26 protein-coding genes and 2 pseudogenes are annotated in these 26,998 nt (G+C 63.9%); 12 read left to right on the top strand and 16 right to left on the bottom strand.

The annotated features are described in order from the left end of the window. Positions 1-1,093 (bottom strand): AraC family transcriptional regulator (locus tag JMF86_RS34560; protein WP_201317469.1); only part of this gene is annotated, 1,093 nt, incomplete at its 3' end. A 184-nt stretch (positions 1,094-1,277) separates the two neighbouring features. Beyond that, positions 1,278-2,069: an HAD-IIB family hydrolase gene (locus tag JMF86_RS34555; RefSeq protein WP_201317468.1), complete on the bottom strand. Its 792-nt coding sequence runs from the start codon at positions 2,067-2,069 to the stop codon at positions 1,278-1,280. A 301-nt stretch (positions 2,070-2,370) separates the two neighbouring features. Between JMF86_RS34555 and JMF86_RS34550 the strand changes: the two genes are divergently transcribed. The 6 genes from JMF86_RS34550 to JMF86_RS34525 all read left to right on the top strand — a co-directional run bounded on the left by JMF86_RS34550 (position 2,371) and on the right by JMF86_RS34525 (position 11,205). Beyond that, a complete protein-coding gene (locus JMF86_RS34550) occupies positions 2,371-4,005 on the top strand; it encodes an AMP-binding protein (protein ID WP_201317467.1) in 1,635 nt (544 codons plus the stop codon). Then, positions 4,005-5,165, top strand: a complete 1,161-nt coding sequence (locus JMF86_RS34545; protein ID WP_201317466.1) for an AraC family transcriptional regulator — start codon at positions 4,005-4,007, stop codon at positions 5,163-5,165. Before JMF86_RS34550 ends, JMF86_RS34545 begins: the two co-directional genes overlap by 1 nt. A 404-nt stretch (positions 5,166-5,569) precedes the next feature. Further along, positions 5,570-7,360: an acyl-CoA dehydrogenase gene (locus JMF86_RS34540; RefSeq protein WP_027805601.1), complete on the top strand. Its 1,791-nt coding sequence runs from the start codon at positions 5,570-5,572 to the stop codon at positions 7,358-7,360. Between the two features lie 81 nt (positions 7,361-7,441). Continuing rightward, entirely contained in the window at positions 7,442-9,070 is a 1,629-nt protein-coding gene (locus tag JMF86_RS34535) for an electron transfer flavoprotein-ubiquinone oxidoreductase (protein WP_374039690.1), read from the top strand. A 48-nt stretch (positions 9,071-9,118) separates the two neighbouring features. After that, positions 9,119-10,312 (top strand): beta-ketothiolase BktB, encoded by a 1,194-nt coding sequence (gene bktB, locus JMF86_RS34530; RefSeq protein ID WP_201317464.1) that lies wholly within the window; start codon positions 9,119-9,121, stop codon positions 10,310-10,312. Between the two features lie 38 nt (positions 10,313-10,350). Next, complete coding sequence (locus JMF86_RS34525; protein WP_006489742.1) at positions 10,351-11,205, top strand: 3-hydroxybutyryl-CoA dehydrogenase; 855 nt, start codon at positions 10,351-10,353, stop codon at positions 11,203-11,205. 71 nt (positions 11,206-11,276) lie between these two features. Here JMF86_RS34525 and JMF86_RS34520 read toward each other — a convergent pair whose 3' ends face one another. Further along, complete coding sequence (locus JMF86_RS34520; protein ID WP_201317463.1) at positions 11,277-11,942, bottom strand: TetR/AcrR family transcriptional regulator; 666 nt, start codon at positions 11,940-11,942, stop codon at positions 11,277-11,279. A gap of 69 nt (positions 11,943-12,011) precedes the next feature. Here JMF86_RS34520 and JMF86_RS34515 point away from each other — a divergent pair, with 69 nt between their 5' ends. Both JMF86_RS34515 and JMF86_RS34510 read left to right on the top strand, forming a co-directional pair. After that, positions 12,012-12,836, top strand: coding sequence for an NmrA family transcriptional regulator (locus tag JMF86_RS34515; RefSeq protein WP_201317462.1), 825 nt, complete (start codon positions 12,012-12,014; stop codon positions 12,834-12,836). Positions 12,837-12,838: 2 nt separating this feature from the next. Next, positions 12,839-13,324, top strand: coding sequence for a DUF1772 domain-containing protein (locus JMF86_RS34510; RefSeq protein WP_011545743.1), 486 nt, complete (start codon positions 12,839-12,841; stop codon positions 13,322-13,324). A gap of 20 nt (positions 13,325-13,344) precedes the next feature. On the opposite strand, the gene JMF86_RS34505 is transcribed toward JMF86_RS34510, so the two are convergent. Next, a complete protein-coding gene (locus JMF86_RS34505; RefSeq protein ID WP_201317461.1) occupies positions 13,345-14,145 on the bottom strand; it encodes a helix-turn-helix transcriptional regulator in 801 nt (266 codons plus the stop codon). A gap of 90 nt (positions 14,146-14,235) precedes the next feature. Between JMF86_RS34505 and JMF86_RS34500 the strand changes: the two genes are divergently transcribed. Then, positions 14,236-15,144, top strand: coding sequence for a DMT family transporter (locus tag JMF86_RS34500; RefSeq protein ID WP_027811578.1), 909 nt, complete (start codon positions 14,236-14,238; stop codon positions 15,142-15,144). Next, a complete protein-coding gene (locus tag JMF86_RS34495) occupies positions 15,141-16,112 on the top strand; it encodes an ATP-binding protein (RefSeq protein ID WP_201317460.1) in 972 nt (323 codons plus the stop codon). The genes JMF86_RS34500 and JMF86_RS34495 overlap by 4 nt, the downstream gene beginning before the upstream one ends. Positions 16,113-16,120: 8 nt before the next feature. Here the strand turns inward: JMF86_RS34495 and JMF86_RS34490 are convergent, their stop codons facing one another. From JMF86_RS34490 to JMF86_RS34480, 3 genes are all read right to left on the bottom strand, one after another. Beyond that, positions 16,121-16,534, bottom strand: a complete 414-nt coding sequence (locus JMF86_RS34490) for a hypothetical protein (protein WP_236593062.1) — start codon at positions 16,532-16,534, stop codon at positions 16,121-16,123. A 244-nt stretch (positions 16,535-16,778) separates the two neighbouring features. Continuing rightward, on the bottom strand, positions 16,779-18,488 hold the full coding sequence (locus tag JMF86_RS34485; RefSeq protein WP_201317459.1) for a TniQ family protein: 1,710 nt from the start codon (positions 18,486-18,488) through the stop codon (positions 16,779-16,781). A 137-nt stretch (positions 18,489-18,625) separates the two neighbouring features. Further along, the gene (locus tag JMF86_RS34480; RefSeq protein ID WP_201317458.1) at positions 18,626-18,901 is read right to left on the bottom strand and encodes a hypothetical protein; all 276 of its coding nucleotides are present in this window, start codon (positions 18,899-18,901) and stop codon (positions 18,626-18,628) included. A 3-nt stretch (positions 18,902-18,904) separates the two neighbouring features. Here JMF86_RS34480 and JMF86_RS34475 point away from each other — a divergent pair. Together JMF86_RS34475 and JMF86_RS35230 are read left to right on the top strand one after the other, a co-directional pair. After that, positions 18,905-19,073, top strand: a pseudogene (locus JMF86_RS34475) (IS3 family transposase); the annotation flags it as partial. A 262-nt stretch (positions 19,074-19,335) separates the two neighbouring features. Then, positions 19,336-19,540, top strand: a pseudogene (locus JMF86_RS35230) (integrase core domain-containing protein); the annotation flags it as partial. Between the two features lie 258 nt (positions 19,541-19,798). On the opposite strand, the gene JMF86_RS34470 reads toward JMF86_RS35230, so the two are convergent. From JMF86_RS34470 to JMF86_RS34435, 9 genes are all read right to left on the bottom strand, one after another. Beyond that, positions 19,799-20,386, bottom strand: a complete 588-nt coding sequence (locus JMF86_RS34470; protein WP_201317457.1) for a disulfide bond formation protein B — start codon at positions 20,384-20,386, stop codon at positions 19,799-19,801. A gap of 14 nt (positions 20,387-20,400) precedes the next feature. Further along, positions 20,401-20,553 carry a DUF5993 family protein gene (locus tag JMF86_RS35450; RefSeq protein ID WP_226248821.1) on the bottom strand — a complete coding sequence of 51 codons (153 nt, stop codon included), beginning with the start codon at positions 20,551-20,553 and terminating at the stop codon, positions 20,401-20,403. Positions 20,554-20,690: 137 nt separating this feature from the next. Further along, entirely contained in the window at positions 20,691-22,781 is a 2,091-nt protein-coding gene (locus JMF86_RS34465; RefSeq protein ID WP_201317456.1) for a flagellar biosynthesis protein FlhA, read from the bottom strand. Next, the gene (gene flhB / locus JMF86_RS34460; RefSeq protein WP_201317455.1) at positions 22,778-23,917 is read right to left on the bottom strand and encodes a flagellar type III secretion system protein FlhB; all 1,140 of its coding nucleotides are present in this window, start codon (positions 23,915-23,917) and stop codon (positions 22,778-22,780) included. The genes JMF86_RS34465 and flhB overlap by 4 nt, the downstream gene beginning before the upstream one ends. Next, complete coding sequence (gene fliR / locus JMF86_RS34455; protein ID WP_201317454.1) at positions 23,914-24,711, bottom strand: flagellar biosynthetic protein FliR; 798 nt, start codon at positions 24,709-24,711, stop codon at positions 23,914-23,916. The genes flhB and fliR overlap by 4 nt, the downstream gene beginning before the upstream one ends. Positions 24,712-24,718: 7 nt before the next feature. Then, entirely contained in the window at positions 24,719-24,991 is a 273-nt protein-coding gene (gene fliQ / locus JMF86_RS34450) for a flagellar biosynthesis protein FliQ (RefSeq protein ID WP_054928525.1), read from the bottom strand. Beyond that, on the bottom strand, positions 24,991-25,737 hold the full coding sequence (gene fliP, locus JMF86_RS34445) for a flagellar type III secretion system pore protein FliP (protein ID WP_054928524.1): 747 nt from the start codon (positions 25,735-25,737) through the stop codon (positions 24,991-24,993). Before fliP ends, fliQ begins: the two co-directional genes overlap by 1 nt. Then, positions 25,734-26,075, bottom strand: coding sequence for a flagellar motor switch protein FliN (gene fliN / locus JMF86_RS34440; RefSeq protein WP_201317453.1), 342 nt, complete (start codon positions 26,073-26,075; stop codon positions 25,734-25,736). Before fliN ends, fliP begins: the two co-directional genes overlap by 4 nt. A gap of 8 nt (positions 26,076-26,083) precedes the next feature. After that, a complete protein-coding gene (locus tag JMF86_RS34435) occupies positions 26,084-26,878 on the bottom strand; it encodes a FliM/FliN family flagellar motor switch protein (RefSeq protein WP_201317452.1) in 795 nt (264 codons plus the stop codon). Positions 26,879-26,998 lie beyond the last annotated feature (120 nt).

Here is a 26,998-nt window from a genome sequence, read left to right as displayed (position 1 = left end):
CGCGCTTGCGCCGCACGTCGCTCGGCGTCGTGCCGGTCCAGCGCTTGAACGCGTGGCGAAATCCCACTGCATCGCTGAAGCCGAGGGTCAGCGCGATGTCCTCGGTGCTGAGCGTGGTCGTGCTGAGGTAGTCGATCGCGAGCGCCTTGCGCACGCTCGTCAGCAGTTCGCTGTACGACGTGCCTTCGGCTTCGAGCTTGCGGCGCAGCGTGCGCGAGGTCATGCACAGGATCTCGGCGATCGCGTCGATGTCCGGGAATTGTCCCGGCGTGCGGGTGAGTTCCTCGTAGACGCGCCGCGTGATGCCCGACTGGCTGCGCAATTCGTCGAGCAACTGCGCGCAGTGCGACGACACCTGCGCGGCGGTGATCGGGTTCGCGAGCTGCGGCGCGCGCGTAAGCCACGCCGCCGGATAGCTGAGCACGTGATGCGGCTGGTCGAACGCGATCGGGCATTCGAGCGCGTCGGCTAGCAGCGCGCCGTGCGGCGGCCGCGGCTGCGCGAACTGCGCACGCGCGGGCACGCACCATCCGCCCATCACGTCCTTGATGATCGTCACGTGCAGCGCGAACTGCATGTCGATCAGGAAACGGTACAGCGGCGCGTCGAGATCGGGCAGCGCGACTTCGTGCCGGTCCGGGAACAGCCACGATGCGGTATCGCCCTGTTCGACCCAGCGGATCGGCAGCATGCCGTTCGCGAGCCGGTGATACTTGACGGCCGAATCGAACGCATGCGCGAGCGATTCGGAGCACAGCATCGCGTAGCCGTACATGCCGTAGCTCGACGCGTGCAGCCGGCGGCCGACGCGCACGCCGAGGTCGGTGCCGTCGTACCGGCCGACCGCATTGCGCGCGGCCGTCAGGAACTGCAGCGGCGACGTGAGCGCGAACGGGTCCGCGACGTCGGCCGGTGCGAGGCCGGTGCCGGCGAGCACCGTCGCCGGGTCGAGGCCGGCTTGCGCGGCCACGTCGACCAGCACGGCCAGCTTGGCCGGCGTGAAGCGCTGCTCGCGCAACGCGTGGGCGGAAGCGGCGTCCGGCAGCCGGGCGGGACGGGCGTCGGTCGGTTTCAAGAGCGCACTGCGCGGCATGGCGGGTCCTGCGTCCGAATCGATATCGTTGACGGCACGCAATTCTGCGCGGGAACGGTCCCATCCGCCACCGGGTTCACCCTGATACACGCCGGCGCCACGCGGCATCACCCGGCCTGGAAGACGCCTGCCTGCCGCGCGAACGGTTTCGCGAGGCGGTCCACGTGTTGACCTGCGCGAGTGGTCAGCCCCGATCGCCGGGCTGCGCGCGCAGGATCGCGTCGGCGAATTCGACGAAGCCGCTGCCGCCCGGGCCTTGCGTGATCCAGCGCGGCGGCGCGGGCAACTGCGGCAGATACTCGACCACGGTGCTCATGCCGGCCGTATGCGCGAAATAGCCGAACATCGGCGCGTCGTTCGTGGAGTCGCCCGAATAGGCGACGCAACCGGCCGCCGCACCGGCATCGACGCCGAACGTATCCGCCAGTACGCGCAGCGACATCGACAGCTTGTCGTACCCGCCGACCCAGCCGATCACCCACAGATTGTTGATGGTCGCGTCCGCGCCGGCCTCGATCAGCGCGTCGAGAATCCGCTGGTCGTGGTCGCCGCCGCTGCGGGCGTACGCGAGCGACGTCAGGCGGAAGTCCTGGTCGTCCGCGTGGCGGGCGGCGGGGACGGCCTTCCCGACATGCTGCGCGATGCGCCGGAGCGCGTCGCGCGCGTCGTCGAGTGCATCGTCCGCATGCCAGTAACGGCGTTCGGCGCCGTGTCCGTCCGCGCCGCGCCGGATGAAGAGCCCGCCGTTCTCCGCGATCACGCCGTCGACCGGCCACATCCGCGCCATCTGGTCGCACCAGCCGGCCGGCGCGGCGGTGACCGGAATCACGCGGATGCCGCGCGTCTGCAGCCGCTCGAGCGCCGCATAGGTCTGCGCGGCCAGACGACCGCGATGGGTCAGGGTCTCGTCCATGTCGGTCAGCAGGAATCGAACGGACGAGAAGGTGTCGGCGGGGGCCAGGGCGAGCGGCTGCATGGTCTGGGCGAATGAGGGACGGTCGTCGATTATGAGGAACGGCGGCACGCCGCGCCATGCCGCTTGCTGCTTTGCAATTCGCGCCCGGGAATATGCGCGTGGCGGCGTCCGACGGGGTTGCCCGGACACGCCGGCGTGCGCGTGTGTCCGTTTCGATCATGTTTTCGGCCGCCCGGATCATTTGCAAAGCGCGTCGCGCGGGCGATAGTCGCCGGTCAGGCGGCGGCCCGCGTCCTTCGGGCGTGCAGGCCGCCGTGCGAACGGTACGCAGGCTGGCGTGCCGTCCAAAGAGGAGTGAGACATGACGAAGAGACACTGGACCGGGTCGTATGGCTCGATCCCCGCCGAGATCGACGCCGATCGCCATCCTTCCGTCAGCGCGCTGCTGGACGACACGATGCGCCGCTTCGCCGATCGTCCGGCGTTCCATGCGTTCGGCCGCACGCTCACCTATGCCGACGTCGAACGCCTGTCGACCGCGCTGGCCGCGTATCTGCAGCAGGTGGTCGGCGTGCGCAAGGGCGATCGCGTGGCCGTGATGCTGCCCAACGTGCTCGCGTTCCCGGTCGTGTTCGTCGCCGTCGCGAAGATCGGCGCGATTCAGGTCAACGTGAATCCGCACTACACCGCGCGCGAGCTCGAGCATCAGCTCAACGACGCCGGGGTCGAGGTGGCGGTCGTCTGCGGCGGGTCGATGGGCACGTTCGCGGACGTGGTCGGCGGCACGCGCGTGCGCACCGTGCTGAGCGTGGGGCGCGAGGATCTCGGCGTCGTCGATGCGCCGGCCGGCACGTGCGATGCGCTGCCGCCCGGTTCGACCGCGCTCGCGCAGGCCATCGCCGCCGGCGCGTCGCTCGCGTGCGAGCCGGTCGCGCTGAGCGGCGCGGACCTGTTGCTGCTGCAATACACGGGCGGCACGACCGGCTTGTCGAAGGGCGCGGCGCTGTCGCATCGCAACCTCGTCGCGAACATCGCGCAGTTCGCGGCGATCGTGCCGGATGCGCGCCGGCCGGGCGAGGAAGTCGTCGTCACCGCGATCCCGCTGTATCACATCTTCGCGCTGACGGTGAACTTCCTGTCCTACTTCGCGATCGGCGCGCAGAACTGGCTCGTCGCGAACCCGCGCGACATGGACGGATTCATCGACGTGCTGAAGGCCGCGCGGCCGACGGTGTTCGTCGGCGTGAACACGCTGTACGCGGGGCTGGCGGGCCATCCGCGGCTGAAGGAGGTCGACTGGTCGCGGCTGAAGCTGTCGGCCGGCGGCGGCGCGGCGGTGATCGACGTGATCTCGTCGCGCTGGAAGGCAGTGACCGGCAACTTCATCCGCGAGGGCTACGGGCTGTCGGAAACGTCGCCGGTCGTGTCGTTCAACCCGCAGTCGATCGACCGTTTCACGGGCACCACGGGCCTGCCGCTGCCGTCGACCGACGTGAAGCTGCTCGACGACCAGGATCGCGAGGTGGCGATCGGCGAAGCGGGCGAGATCTGCGTGAAGGGGCCGCAGGTGATGAGCGGCTACTGGCAGAAACCGGACGCGAACGCGGCCGCGTTCACGGCGGACGGCTATTTCCGCACCGGCGACGTCGGCGTGTTCGACGCGGCCGGCTTCCTGCGGATCGTCGACCGCAAGAAGGACATGATCATCGTGTCCGGCTTCAACGTGTACCCGAACGAGGTGGAAGCGGTCGCGACCGCGCTGCCGGGCGTCGCGGAATGCGCGTGCATCGGCGTGCCGGACCCGCGCACGGGCGAGGCCGTCAAGCTGTTCGTGGTGCTTGCGCCGGACGCAGACGTGACGGAAGCGCAACTCGTCGCGCATTGCCGCGCGAGCCTGGCCGCGTACAAGGTGCCGAAGCTCGTGCGCTTCGTCGACCGGCTGCCGAAGTCGACGGTCGGCAAGATCCTGCGCCGGGAACTCAGCCGCACCGACTGATGAGAGCGGCGCGCCGCGCGGCCTCGGCTGCGCGGCTCGGTGCGCCGACGACCCCGAAGGTGGCGCGCGGGCCGCTCAAGTACAATGCGCTCGGTTCGATCGACGGGGACGCGATGACCGGCTCAGATTCACTTTCCGCCCGGCCCGGGCGTGCGCTGCCTTCGCCGAGCGCGACGGTGCCGATCTCGCTCGTCAACGGCTTTCTCGCGAGCGCGGGCGTGCAGCGCGACGTGGTCGAGCGCTACCTGCGCGGCGCCGGCATTCCGATCGAGCTGCTCGGCGAGCCGCACGCGCGTGTGACGGAGGAGCAGTTCTCGACGCTGTACCGCACGCTCGCGATCGATCTCGACGACGAGATGCCCGGCATCTTCTCGCGGCCGCTGCGCGGCGGCACGCTGAAGTACCTGTGCCTGAGCCTGCTCGATGCGCGCAACCTCGAAACGGCGCTGCATCGTTTCGGGCAATTCTTCCATATCCTGCTCGACGACTTCTTCGTCGAATCGAAGCGCGACGATCTCGTCGCGCAGGTGCTGCTGCGCCCGAACGACGCCATTGGGCCGATCGGCGCGCTCGGCCAGGAGCTGATGCTCAAGCTCGTGCACGGCGTGTGCTCCTGGCTGATCGGCCAGAAGATCCCGCTGCTGCAGATCGAGTTCGCGTGCCCGCGGCCGCGCCATGCGGTCGATCACCTGTACTTCTTCACCGGCGCCGTGCAGTTCGACTGCGCGCGCACGCTGATGCGCTTCAGCGCCGATTATCTCGACGCGCCGATCCGGCAGAGCAAGCGCAACCTGAGCAAGTTTCTCGCGCGTGCGCCCGGCGACTGGATCTTCGAATCGTTCAGCGAACAGCTCGTGTGCCACCGCGTGCGGCAGTACCTGTCGGCCGCGCTGCCGGATCTGCCCGTGATCGACCAGGCGGCCGAGCACCTGCATTGTTCGGTGCGCACGCTGAGCCGCCACCTGGCCGCCGAAGGGACGACGTTCCAGGTGCTGAAGGACGAGCTGCGGCGCGATATCGCGATCCAGCGGCTGACCGACACGCCGGACACGATCGCGGCGATCGGCGCCGATATCGGCTTCGACGATCCGAGCGCGTTTCATCGCGCGTTCCGGCACTGGACGGGGAGTACGCCAGGGACGTACCGGCGTCGGGCGTGACGCGGGCGCGGGGCGGTAAGTCGCAGCTTTCCGGATCGAATCCCATAAGCGGTTCCCTTGCGGTTTTCATGGCCCGGTTTTCAGCGGACACTCCCATAACAGGCGCCCCTTTGCCGCTCGAGCCGGGCAGGCGGGCGCGCGCTTGATCGCTTTTTTGGCGCGCTTTATCGCGATTTCCGATGCGGACAAATCGGGCGCTGATGCCCGCCAGACGGGCTTCTCCGCCGCATGCGGGGGGCGCCGCTGGTGCGTGACGTGGCCGATTTTGTCACCATGTGGGCCGGATATGACAATGAAAATCCGGCACCCCGGCGTTAGGATGGCCCATCACGTCGCCGGTTCTGGCCGGTTTTGCCGTACCGTACCCCCGGCGCCCTATTCACCGCCTGATTGGAACATCGACCATGAGCTATAACGCCCCCGTCAAGGACATGCTGTTCGTGCTGAAGGAACTCGCGGGCATCGACGCCGTTGCGCAGTTGCCGGGTTTCGAGGATGCCGGTTACGACACGGCGCAGGCCGTGCTCGACGAGTCCGCGAAATTCTGCGGCGAGGTGCTGGCGCCGCTGAACGTCGAAGGCGACCGCAACCCGAGCAGCTGGAAGGATGGCGTCGTGACCGCGACGCCGGGCTTCGGCGAAGCGTTCCGCCAGTTCGTCGAAGGCGGCTGGCAGGGGCTGCAGCATCCGGCCGAATACGATGGCCAGGGGTTGCCGAAGCTGATCGCGACGCCGTGCATCGAGATGCTGAACGCATCGAACCTGTCGTTCGCGCTGTGTCCGCTGCTCACCGACGGCGCGATCGAGGCGCTGCTGACGGCCGGCACCGACGAGCAGAAGCAGCGCTACGTGCCGAAGCTGATCTCCGGCGAATGGACCGGCACGATGAACCTGACCGAGCCGCAGGCCGGCTCCGACCTCGCGCTGGTGCGCTCGCGCGCGGAGCCGCAGGGCGACGGCACCTACAAGGTATTCGGCACCAAGATCTTCATCACGTGGGGCGAGCACGACATGGCGGACAACATCGTCCACCTGGTGCTGGCGCGCACGCCGAACGCGCCGGAAGGCGTGAAGGGCATCTCGCTGTTCATCGTGCCGAAGTTCATGGTCAACGACGACGGCTCGCTCGGTGCGCGCAACGACGTGCACTGCGTGTCGATCGAGCACAAGCTCGGGATCAAGGCGAGCCCGACGGCGGTGCTGCAATACGGCGACCACGGCGGCGCGATCGGCTATCTCGTGGGCGAGGAAAACCGCGGCCTCGAATACATGTTCATCATGATGAACGCGGCGCGCTTCGGGGTCGGGATGCAGGGGATCGGCGTGGCCGATCGCGCGTACCAGAAGGCGGCCGAATTCGCGAAGGAACGCGTGCAGAGCCGCCCGGTGGACGGCTCGGCCAAGCAGTCGGTGACGATCATCCATCACCCGGACGTGCGCCGGATGCTGGGCACGATGCGTGCGCTGACCGAAGGCGCGCGGGCGCTGGCCTATGTGGCCGCCGCGCACAGCGACATTGCCCACCGCCATCCTGACGAGGCGACGCGCGCGCGTCATCAGGCCATCTACGAATATCTGGTGCCGGTCGTGAAGGGCTGGAGCACGGAGATGGTGAACGATGTGGCGAGCCTCGGCGTGCAGGTGCACGGCGGGATGGGCTTCATCGAGGAAACCGGCGCCGCGCAGTACTACCGCGATGCACGGATTCTCGCGATCTACGAAGGCACGACCGCGATCCAGGCGAACGACCTCGTCGGCCGCAAGACGCTGCGCGACGGCGGCGCGGTTGCCAAGGCGCTGATCGCCGAGATCGGCGAGACCGTCGCGGCGCTCGGCAAGCTGGACGGCGCGGCGGCCGCATCGATGAAGGTGCAACTGGAGAAGGGCGCGCAGGCGCTGTCGTCGGCGGTGGACTACGTGCTGGCGAACGCGAAGCAGGACCCGAACGCGGTGTTCGCGGGCAGCGTGCCGTACCTGAAGCTCGCGGGCGTCGTGCTGTGCGGATGGCAAATGGCGCGCGCGCTGCTGGCCGCTCACGCGAACCGTGCGAGCGACGTTGCGTTCTTCGACGCGAAGATCGCGATCGCGCAATGCTATGCGGAGCACGTGCTGGTGCAGGCGGGCGCACTCGAAGCGTCGATCGTCGGCGCGAAGGGCAACGAGAGCGTGCTCGCGTTGACGGAAGACCAGTTCTGACCCACTGACGGTCGGGACGCAGCAGGAGACAGGATTTTGACCACACAGGACTTGCTCGCGCAATACGGCCCGCGCGAATCGATGGAATACGACGTCGTGATCGTCGGCGGCGGCCCCGCCGGGCTGTCGGCGGCGATCCGGCTCAAGCAGCTGGCCGCCGAGAAAGGCACCGAGATCGGCGTGTGCGTGCTCGAGAAGGGTTCCGAGATCGGCGCGCACATCCTGTCGGGCGCGGTGATGGACCCGCGCGCGATCACCGAGCTGTTTCCCGACTGGAAGGAGCGCGGCGCGCCGCTCGACGTCGAGGTGACGGAAGACCGCTTCCTGTTCCTGTCCGAGAAGAGCGCGGTGACCACGCCGAACTGGGCGCTGCCGGACAACTTCAAGAACCACGGCAATTACGTGATCTCGCTGGGCAACGTCACGCGCTGGCTTGGAGCACAGGCCGAGGCGCTGGGCGTCGAGATCTTCCCGGGCTTCCCCGCCGCGGAAATTCTTTACAACGACGACGGCTCGGTCAAAGGCGTCGCCACCGGCAACATGGGCGTGGGCAAGGACGGCGAGCCGACCGAGAACTTCCAGCTCGGCATGGAGCTGCACGCGAAGTACACGTTGTTCGCCGAAGGCTGCCGCGGCCACCTCGGCCGCCAGCTGATTTCGAAGTTCAAGCTCGACGCGAACGCCGATCCGCAGGCGTACGGGATCGGCATCAAGGAACTGTGGGAAATCGACCCGGCCAAGCACAAGCCGGGCCTCGTGATCCACACGGCCGGCTGGCCGCTGAAGTCCGATACGTACGGCGGCTCGTTCCTGTATCACATGGACAACAACCAGGTGGTGGTCGGCTTCGTGGTGGGCCTGGGCTACACGAACCCGTACCTGTCGCCGTTCGAGGAATTCCAGCGCTACAAGACGCATCCGTCGATCCGCGCATTCCTCGAAGGCGGCAAGCGCGTGTCGTACGGCGCGCGCGCGATCACGGCCGGCGGCCTGCTGTCGCTGCCGAAGACGGTGTTCCCGGGCGGCGCGCTGATCGGCGACGACGCGGGCTTCCTGAACGCGTCGCGGATCAAGGGCAGCCACGCGGCGATCAAGACCGGCATGCTGGCGGCCGATGCCGCATTCGACGCGGTGCAGGCCGGCCGCCAGTCGGACGAGCTCAATGCGTACCCGGACGCGTTCAAGCAATCGTGGCTGTACACGGAGCTGTACCGTGCGCGCAACTTCAAGCAGTGGATGGCCAAGGGCCTGTACCTGGGCACGCTGATGGTGGGGCTCGAGCAGAAGGTGATGGGCGGCAACGTGCCGTGGACGCTGCATCACCGGCACGCGGACCACGAGATGCTGAAGCCGGCGTCGCAGTGCGAGCCGATCGCGTATCCGAAGCCGGACGGCAAGCTGACGTTCGACCGGCTGTCGTCGGTGTTCATCTCGAACACGAACCACGAGGAGAACCAGCCGGCGCACCTGACGCTGAAGGACGCGAGCGTGCCGGTGAACGTGAACTTGCGCACGTACGCGGGGCCGGAGGCGCGCTTCTGCCCGGCGGCGGTGTACGAGTTCGTGAAGAACGACGACGGCGGCGAGCGCCTCGTGATCAACGCGCAGAACTGCGTGCACTGCAAGACCTGCGACATCAAGGACCCGACGCAGAACATCGTGTGGGTCACGCCCGAAGGCGGCGGCGGGCCGAATTACCCGAACATGTAACGCAACGCATCCCCGCGCCCGCGGGCGCGAACGAACCGGAGTGAGACGATGAGCAATGCAGCGAAGGAAGTCGTGGTGGTGAGCGGTGTCCGTACCGCAATCGGTGATTTCGGCGGCAGCCTGAAGGATTTCTCGCCGACCGACCTCGGCGCGAAGGTGGTCGCCGAAGTGCTGTCGCGCGCGAACGTGCCGGGCGACGCGGTCGGGCACGTCGTGTTCGGCCACGTCGTGAACACCGAGCCGAAGGACATGTATCTCGCACGCGTCGCGGCGATCAACGGCGGCGTCGCGCAGCACACGCCGGCGCTGACCGTGAACCGCCTGTGCGGCTCGGGCCTGCAGGCGATCGTATCGGCCGCGCAGACGATCATGCTCGGCGATGCCGACGTCGCGATCGGCGGCGGCTCGGAGAGCATGAGCCGCGCGCCGTACACCGTGCCGGCCGCGCGCTTCGGCCAGCGCATGGGCGACGCGAAGCTCGTCGACATGATGCTCGGCGCGCTGCACGACCCGTTCCAGACGATCCACATGGGCGTGACGGCCGAGAACGTCGCGAAGAAATACGACATCTCGCGTGACGCGCAGGATGCGCTGGCGCTCGAATCGCATCGTCGCGCGGCGCGTGCGATCGCGGAAGGGCGCTTCAAGGACCAGATCCTGCCGATCTCGATCCGCGCGAAGAAGGGCGAAGTGGCGTTCGATACCGACGAGCACGTGCGCCACGACGCGAGCGCGGACGATTTCACGAAGCTCAAGCCGGTGTTCGCGAAGGAGAACGGCACCGTGACGGCCGGCAACGCGTCGGGCATCAACGATGCCGCGGCCGCCGTGCTGATGATGAGCGCGGACGCCGCACGCGCGCAGGGCGTGAAGCCGCTCGCCCGCCTCGTCGCGTATGCGCACGCGGGCGTCGATCCGGCGTACATGGGTATCGGCCCGGTGCCGGCCACGCAGAAGGCGCTCGAACGCGCGGGCCTGAAGATCAGCGATCTCGACGTGATCGAAGCCAACGAGGCATTCGCGGCCCAGGCGTGCGCGGTCACGCAGGAGCTCGGCCTCGATCCGGCCAAGGTCAATCCGAACGGCTCGGGCATCTCGCTCGGTCACCCGATCGGTGCGACCGGCGCGCTGATCACGGTGAAGGCGCTGTACGAGCTGAAGCGCATCGGCGGGCGTTACGCGCTCGTGACGATGTGCATCGGCGGCGGCCAGGGGATTGCGGCGATCTTCGAGAACATCTGATAATCGACCGCTCAGCCTCCGAATACACAGGAATCGTCATGGCCATCGAAACCGTCGGCGTCGTGGGCGCCGGAACCATGGGTAACGGCATTGCGCAAACCGCCGCCGTTGCAGGACTGAACGTCGTGATGATCGACGTCAGCGACGCCGCGCTCGACAAGGGCCTCGCGACGCTCAAGGGCAGCCTCGAGCGGCTCGTGTCGAAGGACAAGCTCGACGCGGCCGCACGCGATGCGGCGCTCGCGCGCATCACGACGTCGACCGACTACGCGAAGCTCGCCGCCGTCGACATCGTGATCGAAGCCGCGACCGAGAACGTCGAGCTGAAGGGCCGCATCCTGAAGCAGATCGAGGCGGTCGCGCGTCCGGACGCGATCATCGCGACCAACACGTCGTCGATCTCGATCACCGCGCTCGCGGCGCCGCTCGCCGATCCGTCGCGTTTTCTCGGCATGCACTTCTTCAACCCGGTGCCGCTGATGCCGCTCGTCGAGATCATCCGCGGGCTGCAGACGAGCGACGCGACCGCATCGGCCGTGCGCGCGCTGACCGAGCGTTTCGACAAGTCGCCGATCGGTGTGCGCAATTCGCCGGGTTTCGTCGTGAACCGGATCCTGGTGCCGATGATCAACGAAGCGTTCTTCGTGCTGGCCGAAGGCATCGCGTCGGCCGAGGAGATCGACGCGGGGATGAAGCTCGGCGCGAACCACCCGATCGGGCCGCTCGCGCTGGCCGACCTCGTGGGCCTCGACGTGTGCCTCGCGGTGATGGACGTGTTCGTGAAGGACTTCGGCGATCCGAAGTATCGTGCGTGCCCGCTGCTGCGCGAGATGGTGTCGGCGGGGCGGCTCGGGCGCAAGACCGGGCGTGGAGTGTACGACTACAGCAAGTAAGCGGCGCTTCATCCCACTTCGCGCGGCCGCCTTCGGGCGGCCGCTTGCATTGTGCGGCACGCATGGCGCGATCACGCGTCGAGCACCGCCAGATCGCGCGGCAGCATGCGCTTGAACATCGTGAGCAACCGCCGCGCCGCCTTCGGCGGCAGCGTGATCGCGTGGCGCACGGCCGCCGCGATCTGGATCATCATCAGCTCGGCGAATGCGCTGCGCTGCGCGCGGGTCGTGTCGGGCGCGACTTCCGCCAACGCATCCGCGAACAGGCCGGCCAGGAATTCTCCATCCGCGCGGTCCAGCGCCTGCAGCGCGCGATCGGCCTGGGTCGCGCGCCAGATGTCGCGCATCAGCGGCTCGTCGACGAACATCCGGTAGTAGCTGTCGGTGATGCGCGCGAGCGTGGCGTGCAGGTCGTCGAGCGTCTTCATTCCCGCGAGGTCGCGCCGCACGCAGTCGTGCCCGACTGCGTTGTAGCGCTCCGCGAGCGTGCCGATCACGGCCGCCTTGTCCGGAAAGTACTGGTACAGCGAACCGAACGAGATGCCCGTGCGTTCGACGATGTCGCTCATCCGGAACGCATCGCAGCCTTTCTCGATCATCACGTCCGACGCGCACGCGAGGATGCGCTCGAACCGCTCGCGGCTGCGCTGCTGCGTCGGTACCAGCCGCGCGCGCGCCGGCGTGTCCGCTGCCGCCGCGTCGGGCTCGTCGTTCTGCCCCGATTTTTGTCGGCCCATGCTGTCTCCCGAAAAACTTGACGTTGCTAATGCGAGAGTCTATCGTGTTTTTCGAAAAAGGAGACGCACATGTCGGCCCTTCCCATCCTCATCGTCGGCGGCTCGGGCAAGACGGGCGCCCGCGTCGATGCCCGGCTGCGCGCGCGCGGCCTCGCGACGCGGCCGGTGTCGCGCACGTCGGCCGTTCGCTTCGACTGGACGGCGCCCGAGACCTGGCCCGCCGCGCTCGACGGCGTGTCGGCCGCCTATGTGACCTACCAGCCCGATCTGGCCGTCGAAGGCGCGGTGGAGGCGATCGCCGGATTCGCGCGGCTCGCGCGGGGGAGCGGCGTCGAGCGCGTGGTGCTGCTGTCCGGGCGCGGCGAGCCGCGTGCGCAGGCGGCCGAGGCTGCATTGCAGGCGTCGGGCGTGGGCTGGGGTGTCGTGCGCGCAAGCTGGTTCAACCAGAACTTCTCCGAGGGCTATCTGCTCGACGGCGTGCTGGCCGGCGAAGTCGCGCTGCCGGTCGGCGCGGTGCGCGAGCCGTTCGTCGATGCGGACGACATCGCGGACGTTGCCGCGGCCGCGCTCACCGATGCGCGCTTCGCGAGCCGCGTGATCGAGGTGACGGGCCCGCGCGCACTGACGTTCGCCGAAGCGGTCGGCGAAATCGCGCGGGCCGCCGGGCGGCCGATCGCCTACCGCGAGATTCCGCACGATGCATTCGTCGCGGGGCTGAGCGAGGTCGGTGTGCCGGAGCCGGTCGTCGCGCTGCTCGACGACCTGTTCGACGTGGTGCTCGACGGGCGCAACAGCGCGGTGACGCACGGGGTCGAGGCCACGCTCGGGCGCCCGGCGCGCGATTTCGCCGACTATGCGCGCGCGGTCGCCGCGACCGGCGTATGGAGCGCCTGACCATGATCGCGTTCGTGACTTCAGCGTTGCTGTGGGGTTCGGCCATTGGCTGCGGGTTGATGGCCGGCGTGTACTTCGCGTTCTCGACGTTCGTGATGACGTCGCTCGGACGGCTCGCGCCGCAGGCCGGCGCGGCCGCGATGAACGCGATCAACGTCGACATCGTGCGTTCGCCGTTCATGCCGCTGTTCCTCGGCACGACGCTGATGGCGCTCGCGCTCGTCGTGATCGCGCTGTTCGATCGCGACTCGCCGGGCGCGATGGCGGCGCTCGCCGGCGGCGTGCTTTACGTGTTCGGCATGTTCGCGGTGACGATGGCCGTCAACGTGCCGCTCAACGACGCGCTCGCCGCGGCCGATCCGGCCACGGCGCAAGGCGCGGCGCTGTGGACGCGCTACCTGCACGACTGGACGAGGTGGAATCACGTGCGCACGGTGGCGTCGGCCGCCGCATGCGCATGCTTCATCGCGGCAATCGCGGCGCGCTAGCGGTATCGGCAGCGCGGCCGTTACGCGTAAAACGCCGACGGCGACATCCCGAAGTGCCGCTTGAACATCGCGGAGAACGCACTCTGGCTGCTGTAGCCGTGATCCATCGCCACGGTCAGCACTTTCTCGCCGTGCGCCAGGCGCTTGAGCGCGAGCAGCAGCCGCGCCTGCTCGCGCCAGCGGCGGAAGCTGAGCCCCGTCTCGCGCCGGAACGCGCGATGCAGCGTGCGGACCGACAGGCCGAGCAGGTCGGCCCACTCGGCGATCGTGCGCAGGTCGTCGGGCGTGGCGACCAGCGTGTCGCAGATCGTCCGCAGGCGCGCATCGTGCGGCCACGGCAGGTACAGCGGCAACAGCGGCGCGACGGTCACTTCGGCAAGCAGCAGGCGCATCAGGTGATCGTGGCGCGAGCCCGGCGCGTAATCGAGCGGCACGTCGACCGCGGCGAGAATCAGCTCGCGCAGCAGCGGATGCACTTCGACGACGCAACTGCGCGCGGGCAGGTGCTCGACCGCGCCCGGTTCGACGAACACGGTACGCATCTGCACGTCGCCGCTCATCTGCACCGTATGGTCGAGGCCGGCTTCGAGCCAGACGCCGCGCGTCGGCGGCACGATCCACGACGCGCCTTCCGATTCCACGTGCATCACGCCCTCGATCGCGTAGAGCAATTGCGCGCGTCGATGGCGGTGCGGCGCGATCGACGTGCCGTGCACGTACGTGGCCGCCATCGCCGACACGGGCATCGGCGTCGATTCGTAGCGAAGGTGCGCAAACGGCGGGGTGGACTCGCGTGTCCGATTGGCGACAAGTCGTGACATTTTGGCGTGAGACAGGCAGTGGGCGGGCGGGCACGATGGCGTTCCGATTCACGCCAGCCTCCCTGTCACGATATTAATCCGTCAAACGCGATGAACAAGTCTCCTTTTCTGCTCCCCTTCTGTGCGATCGCGCTGTGGGCCGGCAACGTCGTCGTGTCGAAGCTGTCCGCCTCGACGATCGACCCGTCGGCCATCACGTTCTACCGGTTGCTGCTTGCGGTGGCGCTGATGAGCGTCTTCACGCTGCGCCCCGCGTGGCGCAATCGCGCGGTGCTCGTCGCGCACCTGCCGAAGCTCGCGACACTCGGCTTTCTCGCGATGGCGCTGTTCCAGAGCCTGTCCTACGAGGCCGCGAAGACGACCAGCGCGACCAACATGGCGATCATCACCGCGCTCGTACCGCTGATGACGATGCTGCTGAGCTCGCTGCTGCTCGGCGATCCGCCCGGCGCCGGCATGATCGGCGGCGGGGTGCTGTCGCTCGCGGGCGTCGTCTACCTGATCGCCGAAGGGCATCCAACGGCGATCGCCGCGCGCGGCGTGCATCCGGGCGACCTGCTGATGCTGGCCGCATCGGCCGCGTACGCGCTTTACGGCGTGCTGCTCAAGCGCTGGCGCATCGGCGCGCTGCCGGCCTGGCAGTCGACCTACGTGCAGGCGCTGGCCGCGCTCGTATTCATGGTGCCGATGCTGTTGCGCTTGCCCGCGCAGGCCGCGTGGCCGACGCGCGCGAGCGTGCCGCTGATCCTCTACGCCGGCGTGCTGGCGTCGGTGGTGCTCCCGTATCTGTGGATGCAGGGCGTGCGGCTGCTCGGCCCGAGCCGTTGCGCGATGTTCATGAACCTGCTGCCCGTGATGACGGCCGCCGGCGCGATCGTGCTGCTCGGCGAATCGCTGCGGCTGTATCACCTGATCGGCGGCAGCGTCGCGCTGCTCGGCGTCGCGATCGCGCAGCGCTTTCCGTTTCAGGCCGGCGGGGCGCAAGGAGTCCGTCAATGAGCGCCCATCCCGACATGCAGGACCTGGTGGCCGCGCTGCCGGACGGACGGGCGCCGGTCGCCGCGCCGGCGCTCGCGCGTCAGCTCGAACGGATCGCGACCGCGCTCGAGGCGCTCGCGGGCACCCGCGCGCCGGCGGCCGTCGATTTCGATGCGGCCATCGCGTTTCGCTGGCGCGGTTTCGGCGCGGGCCATCAAACGGCGCCGCTCGAGCCGATCGCCGCGCCCGCGCTCGTCGCGTTCGACGCGCTGCGCAACGTCGGCCGCCAGGCGGCGATCGTCGAGCGGAACACGCGGCAGTTCGTGCACGGGTTCGCGGCCAATCACGTGTTGCTGACCGGCGCGCGCGGCACCGGCAAGTCGTCGATCGTGAAGGCGTGCCTGCATGCGTTCGCAGCGCACGGCTTGCGGCTGATCGAGGTCAGCAAGGAAGGGCTGAACGATCTGCCGGCGATCGTCGAGCTGGTGCGCACGCGGCCCGAGCGCTACCTGGTGTTTTGCGACGACCTGTCGTTCGAGGCCGGTGAGACCGGCTACAAGGGGCTCAAGACGGTGCTCGACGGCTCGGTCGCGAGCGACCTGTCGAACGTGCTGGTGTACGCGACGTCGAATCGGCGCCACCTGATGCCCGAGCAGGCGAGCGACAACGCGAACGTGACGCGCGCGGAGAACGGCGAACTGCATCCGGGCGACGCGGTCGAGGAGCGGATTTCGCTGTCCGAGCGCTTCGGGATCTGGGTCACGTTCTACGGCTTCACGCAGGACGAGTACCTTGCCGTCGTCGAGAGCCGCCTCGGCGCGGCCGGTTTCGATGACGCGCAGATTCGTGCGGCGCGCGAGCCCGCGCTGCAGTGGGCGCTCGAACGCGGCGCGCGCTCGGGCCGTATCGCGGTGCAATTCGCGCGCGATTACGCGGGACGGCTCACGGACGAAAGCGGCGAGGGCGCGCCTGTGCGCCCGGCTGCCTGAGCTGCGCGCTACAGCAGCCGCTCGGACAGCACGCGGAATGCGACGTCCGGCACGACGAAGCACAGCGGCTCGCCGGTCGCGCCGATGCGGGCGAGGAAGTCGCCGCCGCCGGTGGGCCCGACCGTCTTCAGCGGCCGTACCGCGTCGACGTCGATCGGCAGGTCGATCGACGCATGGGCAAGACGATCGCAGTCTTCCACATGGGCGACGGCCGCGTGCTGCAGCGACAGCGCGGCGACGGCCGTGCGCCAGTCGTCGAAGAACGGCGCGAAGGCGTCCGGCAGCGTCCGGTCGTGCGACGCCTCGGCCGTGCAGCGGAAGTCGGGCGCGCTGCCGCCGCTGCCCGCCAGCCGCGTGTCGTAGCGGCCATCCTTTGGGTGACAATTATTATGGAAAATTTGAACGCCTAGATTACTTGTCAAATAAAGAGCAGGATGATCGAAGGCAAAGAAATATAATTATGGAAAATTACGACGATGGAAAAACGTGTGGATATTTCTAATAAGAGGAATGTTATGTTGTGTGCGTCGATATGCGCGGCAAGGTCGCATGCGATGCGGTTGTGGGTGGCGATTTGGGTTGGTGGGATGCTATTGGCGAATTACTAATAGTCTGGCTGGTCTGGGAGTTTGCTCTGGTGCTGGGTTTGACTGGCGTTGGGGGATTTTAATTTTGAGAATTTGTTTGCTCGGGGGATTTATATGTTTTTTTGAACTCTGAGATTATTTGATCAGCCAGCGCGCTGATTTTCTGAGTCCGCCAAAGGCTGGCCTTTGAGATAATGTTGCTTGTTGTTATGGCGGAGTGCTTTAAAACAAGTTGTTCAAGCGCCCATCGAAGCTGTCTTTCTCTCAGGTTGCTATTTGATGATTTAAATGCGGCATGGAGTTCGGTGTGTTTATTGATGGTTATTCTAGCTTGGGATATCGTTAGGTTGGAGTTTTTTGCAAGATCAATCAAGCGAATTGCGTGTGGGCATCCGAATTCATGCGAAAAAAGTCGCAGGGATTCAAAAAGAAGCGAAGCCCGTTTGAGGAGGAGGGGGCTTAATGTATTCCTCTTGTTCCGGGCTTGGGGTGCGGCCTGACTTTTGATCGTAGCTAGCCAATCTCCATCTCGAATAATTGCGCGATGGTACACCGGGGAATAAACAATAACGTGCCAGGTTTGTGAGGTGTTTCCTTTGTGATGGAGTGTGGTATTGATTTTTTCTCGATCTTCTTGTATCGATGGCAGTCGATGAATCCATCGGCGCATTGATTCGGGGCGCTGAAGCTGAACCCAATTTTGATCAAAAATTCTTAATAACCAATACCATCTATACTGGATCATTGAGTTAAATGGGCGATGTTTGGTCGTGGTGTATTCTGTAAATAACTCGCGCGCTTTTGGAATGCTGACTGTCAAGGTTAATGGCAATTTCGGCGCGCGGTGGTTTTGTTTGATAGATTCATCGATTGATGTGAAAAAATTTTCTAATTTTATTTTAGAGGCGGAAAGTACGGCGCAACAATCGCCGGGTCGGTGAAATTCATGTCTGGTGGGAATTGTTGTAATTAGCTTGTTGTCGTATGAGTGGAAGATATACGATCCATTTTCGATCTGAAATTCTCCAAAAGCAGATGATAGAAGCTTCTCGTAACTAATGGGCCGAATTATATGTCTCAAAAATGAGTCGACTTGACGGAATGAGTGAGAAAAGATGCGATTATTTAGCGCTTCAATGCTCAGGGTTGTCAAGATTTTTTGTCCGTCAGATGGAGAGATATCGTCAGCGTCTTCGGTCAAATCATGCCCGCATATGCACCGCAGACTGGCGGCAGCGAGGAGTCCGCATTGAAGTAATACGGCGTGGCAGCATATCGGGCAAGTACGTCGAAGAGCAATTTGATGAAGAGGGCAATGCTCGATATTTGGTAGCTGATTTGATCGATGCCAGTATGGTTCTCCATACGTTTGGTAGTCTTTCAATAGACAGTGTGGGCAATATCGAATTGATCTATCTTTTGATTTAATGTGGTTAGTTCCATTGCGCACCGATGTCGGGTTGTGTTTGTCGCTGAATAGTTTTGGCAGGGAACGCGTGCCGAGTAAATACCCATCTCGAATTTCTGCAGCGCCAAACGTAAGGCGATATGGTAGCGTTGTGTAATTAAGAAGTATGTCTTCGTATTCAATTTCGAGAATGTCGCACAGGTTGTTTACTCTTTTGGTAAATGGGAGGATATCGAAGGGGGCTTGGCGAGAGGGGGCGGTAAAGCCGATTTTTCGTAGCAATGAGTTCCCATCAACTGCATTGTGCAGACAGACTCGCGCAAGCCATGAGCCGAATATTTCATCGGGATAGGGCGACGCAACGAACGGGAGGCGTAGCATTGATCGCTGATCCTTAGGGCGTCTGTTTGAAATAGCATAGCAACTATGGCGGTATGCGCAAGCCGTGACGCCGAATCTGTCCCCGCGACATTGAACACCATCGATCGGCAGCGTAAGTTGGGGTGAATAGGTGCAACTCATCGGTTTGAGAGCATTCTCGCAGGAGGCAGCGTGCGGTGCGCGATTCGATGGCGAGCGCAGAGATTGCCGCAGCGGCGGCGAATGATGTGAAATTCGGCACCGGCAATGGCGACCTTGCGGATATTGTTGTCCACGAGCGAGTCATCGTCGACTTTCGTGGCCATCGTGATGCGCGCGCCGAGGTGCGCGGCCGCGGCGGCTTGGTTCGCGCCCTTGCCTCTGTCGGGGAACTCGAAGTTCGGCGCCTCGAGCATTTTGTCTTGGGCGGGCATGCGCGCGACGTGCGACTGCGTCAGCTGCGGCTGGGAAGCGTAAATTGCATCACTTGCTCGGACCGGCGTTCGTCGAACGAGGCATCAAGCAGGACGAGATGGATTGTTCGATGTGCAGCGCGCCGCGCGGCTGCCAATCATGCCGCATCGGGCGTATCATAAGACGACGCAATGACACCATCACTTCCGGCATTACCAGAATCTACCGAAACCTTGGCCGTATTCCACCGATCCTGACAAGAATTCCCTGAATAGAGGAACGGTGGCGATCGAACAGTTGGGCAATCTGATGTAGCGTGTCACCTTTGCGCCACCGCTCCAACGTCAATGCTTTTTGAGGCTCGCTGTGGCAGATCCTGCGCCGCTGTTTTATTAGCAACACCTCCACTGCTTACCCAGCGTGTAGTGTGTTGCATCGACCGGTTGAATCCGCCTGCGATGACGGACGGACACGACTGATATCAGAACCCGTTGGCCAAGCGGATCAACGGCATCTTCTAAGGCGAGTTCTTCTTGCGACGTCCCGCTGGCGTGGCGCAGGCCGTCAAAATGGTCGAGCAATTGGCGCGCATCTACAACCATTAACGATCCTGAAGCCTGAAATACAGAACGCCCGATGCGGTGCATCGGGCGTTCTAGGGTCGAGATACTGTCAACCTATTCTACGACTTGACACTCCGCATGTGTTGCGCCGCACGGTAGGCATGTGACATCGATTCCGATACAACTTCACTTGCTTTGAGCAAGTTACTCGCCGAAATTTCAAATGTGCGGGATCGAATTGATGGATGTGCTGGAGTTCCTCAGGTGCTTGTCCGTGCGTATCGCACACGACATTGATTTTATTTTCGAAAATACCATCATTTAACATGAAACACTGCCCGCTTCCCGGAATACTCAATTATTTCGGAAATGTTCGAGCAGTTCGTACACGACGGGATCGCTCGCGCACTGACCGCCACCGCATTCGAGTAATGTCGATACGAGATTGGCGACGATCGTAAGCCCGAAGACTGCAATCGCGATTCGCCCGCTGGTACTCAGCGACGCGGGTTGCACAGTATGGCTTGTGTGGCGGACGGCAAGCAGCAAGGAAACATACAAAATGATCAACACCGACGCGATAAAGCACCATGTGTAGAAATGGAGGCCCCACAGAGCTGAACCATACGCTCCTGAATCAGGTGAGATGTGTAGCAGTACCTGACGACCTGCGATGACGCCGGTTGCGACAGCGCTGACGAGCATGCAGCAATAATGGGTGCCACGTACGCCGTATCTGACGTTCATTGCGAATCCGATCCCGGCGAGGATCAATCCGACGCGCTGCAGTAAGCAAAGTGGACAGGGTAGCTCATTGAATGCAAGTTGATAATAGAATGCGATGAGCAGTGCTGCACTAATCGCAATTAATGCAAGAACATCTAGCGTATTGTTCGTCGTCGCGTTGTCGTTGCTATCGTTTCGTGGAATCTTCATTTCCATTATCGCGATGTCATTTAGAGGGATAGATTGAGCGAATCTGTCGCGTGATGAGCGAATGAGAAAAGTGTGGAGATCAGTGCGACGACGAACAAAGAGATCGTACGTGAACGTGTACCGTATATCATTGAGACGAACGATGCGAGTGACAACAGAAACGGAAGAAACATAAAAATTTCGAGTCCTTCAGGTGGTGGTTAAAACGAACAGCGTAACGAGGTTGGGTCAGACGACCGAAAATCGATTGCCTGTCACAGGTTGGAATAGAAGAGCCGGCAAGGCCGCCGTAGCGATCATGGCAGGGGCGTCATCCAAGCGTGCCGACAATGCTGACTTCCTTGTTGTCGGGAACTTCGTTGTACGACAGGATGGTTAGGTCCGGAGAGAACAGTTTGGCGTACCGCGCGAGCATCGGGCGAATGCGTGGCACCACGATCAGCACTGGGGCGGCACCCATTTGTTTCAATTGTTCGACCACCGCCGGCATATGGGTCTGCAACTGTGAGAGCACGTTCGGTTCGACCGGGAAGTTGTCCAGCGGCACACGGGTTCCCGATTGCTCCGCGAGACTTAGGGCATTCAGCAGAATGTTCTCGAGTTCCACCGTCAGGCTGAAGCCCTTGAGTGCCTCGTGCTGGGCGCCAAGTCCGGCCACGATCTGGCGACGCAGTGCGCAGCGGACTTCGGCCACGAGCAGCAGCGGGTCCTTGGTGGTTTCCGCGGCTTCCACCAGCGTGGCGGACACGGTTTCGATGTCCTTGATCGACACGTTCTCGGCCAACAACGTACGGAACACCTTGCGCAACTGACTGTGCGTGAGGCATTTTCCCAGCGCATCGGCCAGCGCTGGCGCAATGGCCGTCAGGCGTTCGATGATGGCGGTCACATGATCGTAGCTGAACAGGTCGGGAATCGTTTCGCGAATTAACTTGGCCGCATGCGTGGCGATCACCGTCGCGCAATCGACGACCTGGTAGCCGAGGCCGAGGGCATGGGCCTTCTGGTCGGGCTCGATCCACGTGACGGGCATGCCGTAGGCAGGGTCGATGTCGGGTGTGCCATCCAATTCCCCGTAGACGGTAGGTGACGGAATGGCCATCAGCTTTCCCGGTTGCACTTGGGCCTGAGCCAGTTTGGTGCCATTGAGCATGATGGTGTAACTGGAGGGGGGCAGGCTCATGTCGTCGCGCGCGCCGATGGCCGGTAGCAGGAAGCCGAGCTGTTCCGATAGGGTTTGTCGGGTGCCATGCAGACGGCGCACCAGTGGCGCGCCCTGAGCGCGGTCCAACATCTCCACCAGCTTGTAGCCGAGGGATACCGAAAGCGCGTCCACATACGGCAGGCTGCTCCAGTCGATCGATTCGTTGTCGGGCGCGGCTAGCGTGGCTTGCATGACGCGGGCGGTTTCTTCCGCCTCGACCGCTGCGGAGGGCGAAGTCCGCTGCGTCATCCGATAGCCGACGTAACCGAGCACTGCTGCAAAGCACAGAAACACCAATGTTGGCATGCCCGGGATCAGGCCCAGCGCGGCCATCAGTGCGGAAGCGCTGAACAGCACCAACGGCGAAGCCAGCAACTGCTGGCCGACCTGTTCCTCGAAGTCGCGTGCATCGTCGATGCGGGTGACAATGACCGCGGCGGCGGCGGACAGCAGGAGGGCGGGTATTTGCGCGACCAGGCCGTCCCCGATGGCCAGCAGCGCATACTTGTGGAATGCCTCGCCTGCAGGCAAGCCGTGCATGATGACGCCGATGATCACGCCACCGATCATGTTCGTGATGAGAATCAGAATGCCGGCGATGGCGTCGCCGCGCACGAACTTCGAGGCGCCATCCATGGCGCCGTAAAAGTCGGCTTCGGTCGTAACGTCCTTGCGGCGTTGCTGGGCCTGTGCCTGTGTGATGACACCGGCGTTCAGATCGGCGTCGATGGCCATCTGCTTGCCGGGCAGCGCATCGAGGGTGAAACGCGCCGACACTTCCGAGATGCGCTCCGCACCCTTGGTGACCACGACGAAGTTGATGATCATCAGGATCACGAACACGACCAGCCCGACCACGAAGTTGCTGCCGATCACTACATTGGCGAACGATTCGATCACTTGGCCGGCTGCGCTCGCGCCCGTGTAGCCATTGAGCAAAACTACGCGTGTGGATGCGACGTTCAATGTCAGGCGCATCAGCGTGGCAGCCAGGATAATGGTCGGGAAGGCCGAGAAGTCCAGCGGTCGCTTCACGGTCACGGCCACCATGACCACCACGATGGACAGCACGATGTTGAACGTGAACATGATGTCCAACGCGGCTGGCGGAAGCGGCAGGATTACCATCGCCAGGATGGTGAACAGGGCGAGAGGCGCAGCAAACTTCAGGCGCTTGAGCAGGTCGATCACGTTCATCGGGATTGGGACTTTTGCAAGTGTTCGGGAATGGTGATGCCAGTGGGTAGCGATGGTGAAACGTCGCGTCCGCCGTTGCGGAATGCCTTGATCTGTAAAACGTAGGACAACACCAGCGCTACCGCGCGATACAGCTCTGCCGGAATTTGCTGATTGATCTGGCTGGTGTGGTAGATCGCACGCGCCAGCGGCGGCAGCTCGAGCACCTCGACGTTGTGCCCTCGGGCGACGTCGCGAATGAACAGCGCAACCTCATCGACCCCCTTGGCTACGACGTACGGCGCTTGTGCTCGCGTTACGTCGTACTTGAGTGCAACTGCATAGTGGGTCGGGTTTATCACCACCACATCTGCGGTTGGCACGGTCTTGCGGATTCCCTGGCGCGCGATCTGGCGCTGGATTTGGCGGATGCGGCTCTTGACCTCGGGCTTTCCTTCGGATTGCTTCATCTCCTCTTTGATGTCACGCTTGCTCATCCGCTGGCCGCGCTTGAAGATGATTTGTTGTACCGGTATGTCGACGAGTGCGAACACGATGATGATGCACGTCAGCGTGAGCGCAGAGGTCAGGAACAGGTTTGCCCCACCGGTCAGTGCATCGGCGAGCGGCGCGCCTTGCAAGCGGATGAAGCCGCTCAAGTTGGAGCGGCAGACGATGAAGAGCGTGGCCATCAATACGAGGGCCTTGAGCACGGTCGTGCCGAACTGCACGTAATGCTTGCCGGACACCAGGCGCTTGAGCCCGGAAAGCGGGTTCAAGCGGTTCAGCTTCGGCATGACGTTTTTGTGGCTTATGGTCCAGCCGCCCGGTACCAACGACGCGACGATGATGCCGGCGGGCACCGCGGCCAGCGGGGCAAGCATCTTGCACAATAGCAGCGCCGCTGCGGGAAATAGCATCGACGCCGCATTGCCGATCCTGTCGTCGCCGGAAAGGTCTGCAAACGACAGCGCGAAAATGTGCTTGAGTTCAACCAGCCACGCCGGGGCTAGTACGACGATAAGCTTGAGAGCAATCAGAATTCCCACACACGTGCCGATATCTCGCGAACGTGCAACCTGGCCTTCCATTCTGGCTTTGCGCAGTTTCTGCGGGGTGGCCTTTTCTGTCTTGTCGCCGGTTTGTTGCTCGCTCATTGCATTCCCCCGTTGCCGAGGGGCCGCGTCGCGAGTCGGTCGTAGAGTTCTAGAACGTGCTCCACCATGCGACCGTAGTGATCCGGCAGTGACGGCAATAGCAGCGTCAGCAGTAACAGCCCGAACATGGTCGTGATCGAAAAGCCCAACGCAAAAAGATTCAGTGCGGGTGCTACGCGATTGAGGAGGCCCAGGCCGACTTGTACTACCAGCGTAGCGAACATCACCGGAAGCGCCAACGCCACGGCGGCGGAGAACACCCAGCCTACTGCGAATGCGAGATGCTTGAGCGCGTCGAGATCGAAGGCAAAACGACCGACCGGCCAGACTGCAAAGCTGCGCGCGATGACAGCCGTCAGGATCAGGTGGCCGTCAACTGCGAAGAACAGCAGGATGAACACCACGTACATGACGCTGGTGAGTACGTCGGCCATCTGGCCATTCATCGGATCGTTGATTTGCGCCATGGACAGGCCCAATTGCGACGACGCGACGGTACCGAAAATCTGCAGCGCGCCCAGCACGAGATGGAACACGAAGCCGAGCAGGCCGCCTATCAGGACCTGTTCGGCCACGGCAGCCACACCTTCGAGCTGCAGCAGGTCGATCACGGGCATCGCCGGAATACCGGGCTGTATGGCTAATGCGAGGATGAGGGCGATCAGCAGGCGAATGCGCACAGGGACCATTGCGTCACCCAGGATCGGCGACGCGGCCAGCGCGGCAGCGATTCGGCAGAAAGGCCAGAAGATCGTGTTCGCGAGCGGCAGGAGCTTGGCAAGGACAATTTCCATTGCCGAGTCACCCGGTCAGTTGTGCGGCGCGGCTGAAGATCTCAACCGTGTAATGCATGACGCGGCCGGTCATCCACGGGCCAGCCAGCGCGAGTGCGACCAGCGTCGTGATCAGGCGCGGAAGAAAGCTCATCGTCTGCTCATTGATTTGCGTCGCGGCCTGGAATATGGCCACCAGCACACCCGTGATCAGGCCTGGTGTAATCAGCACGAGGATGATGACGAGCACCAGGCGCAACGCGTCGACGGCGAAGCTGGCAGCCAGATCGGGAGTCAGCATCAGTAGGCCTTCACGCTGGTAATGAGGGTGTTGACGGTAAGTGACCATCCGTCCACCAGTACGAACAAGAGCAGCTTCAGCGGCAGCGAGATGACGAGTGGCGACAGCATCATCATGCCCATTGCCATCAGCACGGACGCGACAATGATGTCGACGATCAGGAACGGGATGAACAGCATGGCGCCCATCTGGAACGCAGTCTTCAGTTCGCTCAGCACGAACGCCGACAATTTAACCAGGAACGGCTGCTTCTCCGGGTCCGTGATTTTTTCGGTGCCGGAGAGTTTGGCCATCTGCGCAAGCGTGGCCTTGTTCGTCTGCGCAAGCATATAGCGCCCCAGCGGTTGTTCCGATGTCGCGAGCGCGGCCTGCATGCTGATCTTGCCCTGGTCGTATGGCACGAACGCCTTTTGCCAGATTTCCTCGCCGACCGGGCGCATCGTAAGCATGGTGAGCACCAGCGCGACACCCGTCACGATGCGTCCCGGCAATCCTTGCTGCAGGCCTAGCGCCTGCTTGACCAGTGACAGCACGATCACATAGCGCAGGAAGCTCGTCATCGTCATCAGCAGCGCGGGCAGTAGCCCGAGCAGCGTCATCAGAACGAGGATCTGAGTTTTGACTGTGAAGCCTTGTCCGCCGACGGCATCGGATGCGAGCGTCAGCGTGTCGGCTTGAACGAGTGCGGGCACTGCGAAAACGGCTAACGCCAGACCCAGATGGGGCAGGAGGTCGCGATTCTTCATGTCGCAAGCGAGTTGAGGTCGTCGAGTTCGATGATGCGTAACCCGTAGTGTTCTCCCGAGACGACGACTTCGCCCAAGCCCACCGGCGTACCATTTACCTTGATGACGAGGGGTTCGCCGGCAAGGCGATTGAGCTCCACCGTCGAGCCGGTTTCGTACGACAGCAGATCGGCTAGCGGTACGGTGGCCTCCCCAACCTCCAGCGTCAAGCGCACGGGAATGCGGCGCAGCATACGCATCGGGTCGCGCGGCGAAGCAGGTTCGGTGATGGATTGGGGATCGTCGCCCAGATCCAGATCGCCCAGCGCGGAGAGATCAAGGTCAGTGGTCGAGGTCATGTTGGGGGTTACTCCACGGGTTCGAAAGAAGTAATCCACAGCGCGCCTTGGTGTTCGGCCAAGGCCGCGCGGTAGAGGCGGACGTTATCGACGAGCACGTCGACGGTATCGGGCAAGCGAACGGGCAGGACGTCGCCTGGCCTCATGCGAAGCAGTTCGTCGAGGCGCATGTCCTTGGACAGCACGTGCACCGACATCGTGACGGGGATGCACACGTTGGCCGGAGCACTATCGGGTGCAGCACGCAGGTGCTGAGCATCGAGGCGTGCAAACAAGTGGTCGACCCACCTGTCGTCCAATGCGAATTCGACGTCGCCACCGACGTTGCGCAAGGGCTCCGAGATGGTCATGCGCAGGACGCGGACGCCCGGGCCGGGCAGGATGTCCCCACTTGGCAAAAAGGGCTCTGCCTGGTCGCCGAGCATCGCTGAAGCAAACGCGGTTAGCAGCGCGGTGTGTTGTTGTGCCGCAAAACGCCGTTCCGCCCCGGTTTCCGGCGCGGGCGCTGGGGCGTTCGGTACGGCTTCGTCCAGCGAAGTGTCGTAATGACAGGCCAGCAGTGCCAGCAGTAGCGCGCGGTCGCAGCGCACTGAAATCTGTCCATGGTTGCATGCATAGGTGCGCCAGACTGCCGCATTGCGCGACCGCATCGCGGCGACAGAGAGCCCGGTGACGACGAAGCGCGTGCCACGGCGCAGATTGAACCGTTCATGAAGGGAGTGGTCGATTCTGCGCTTGATATCTTGCAGCACATCCTCGAGCAAATGGTATGGACGCCCCAGCGTGCACGGATCAAGCACCACCGGAGATGCGGCTCGGCTGCTGCGGGAGTGGGAGGGAGATGCTGACACGGTCAAGGGGTCGTTTTGAAGAAGAGTGGGCGCCATTGTCGGCAGCGTGCTGCATGGAGCGGAGAATGTTGA

It is taken from the genome of Burkholderia sp. E168m15, from assembly GCF_016586105.1.
Classification (GTDB): Bacteria; Pseudomonadota; Gammaproteobacteria; order Burkholderiales; family Burkholderiaceae; genus Burkholderia; species Burkholderia orbicola.
This window is presented reverse-complemented; position numbering and strand designations above follow the sequence as displayed.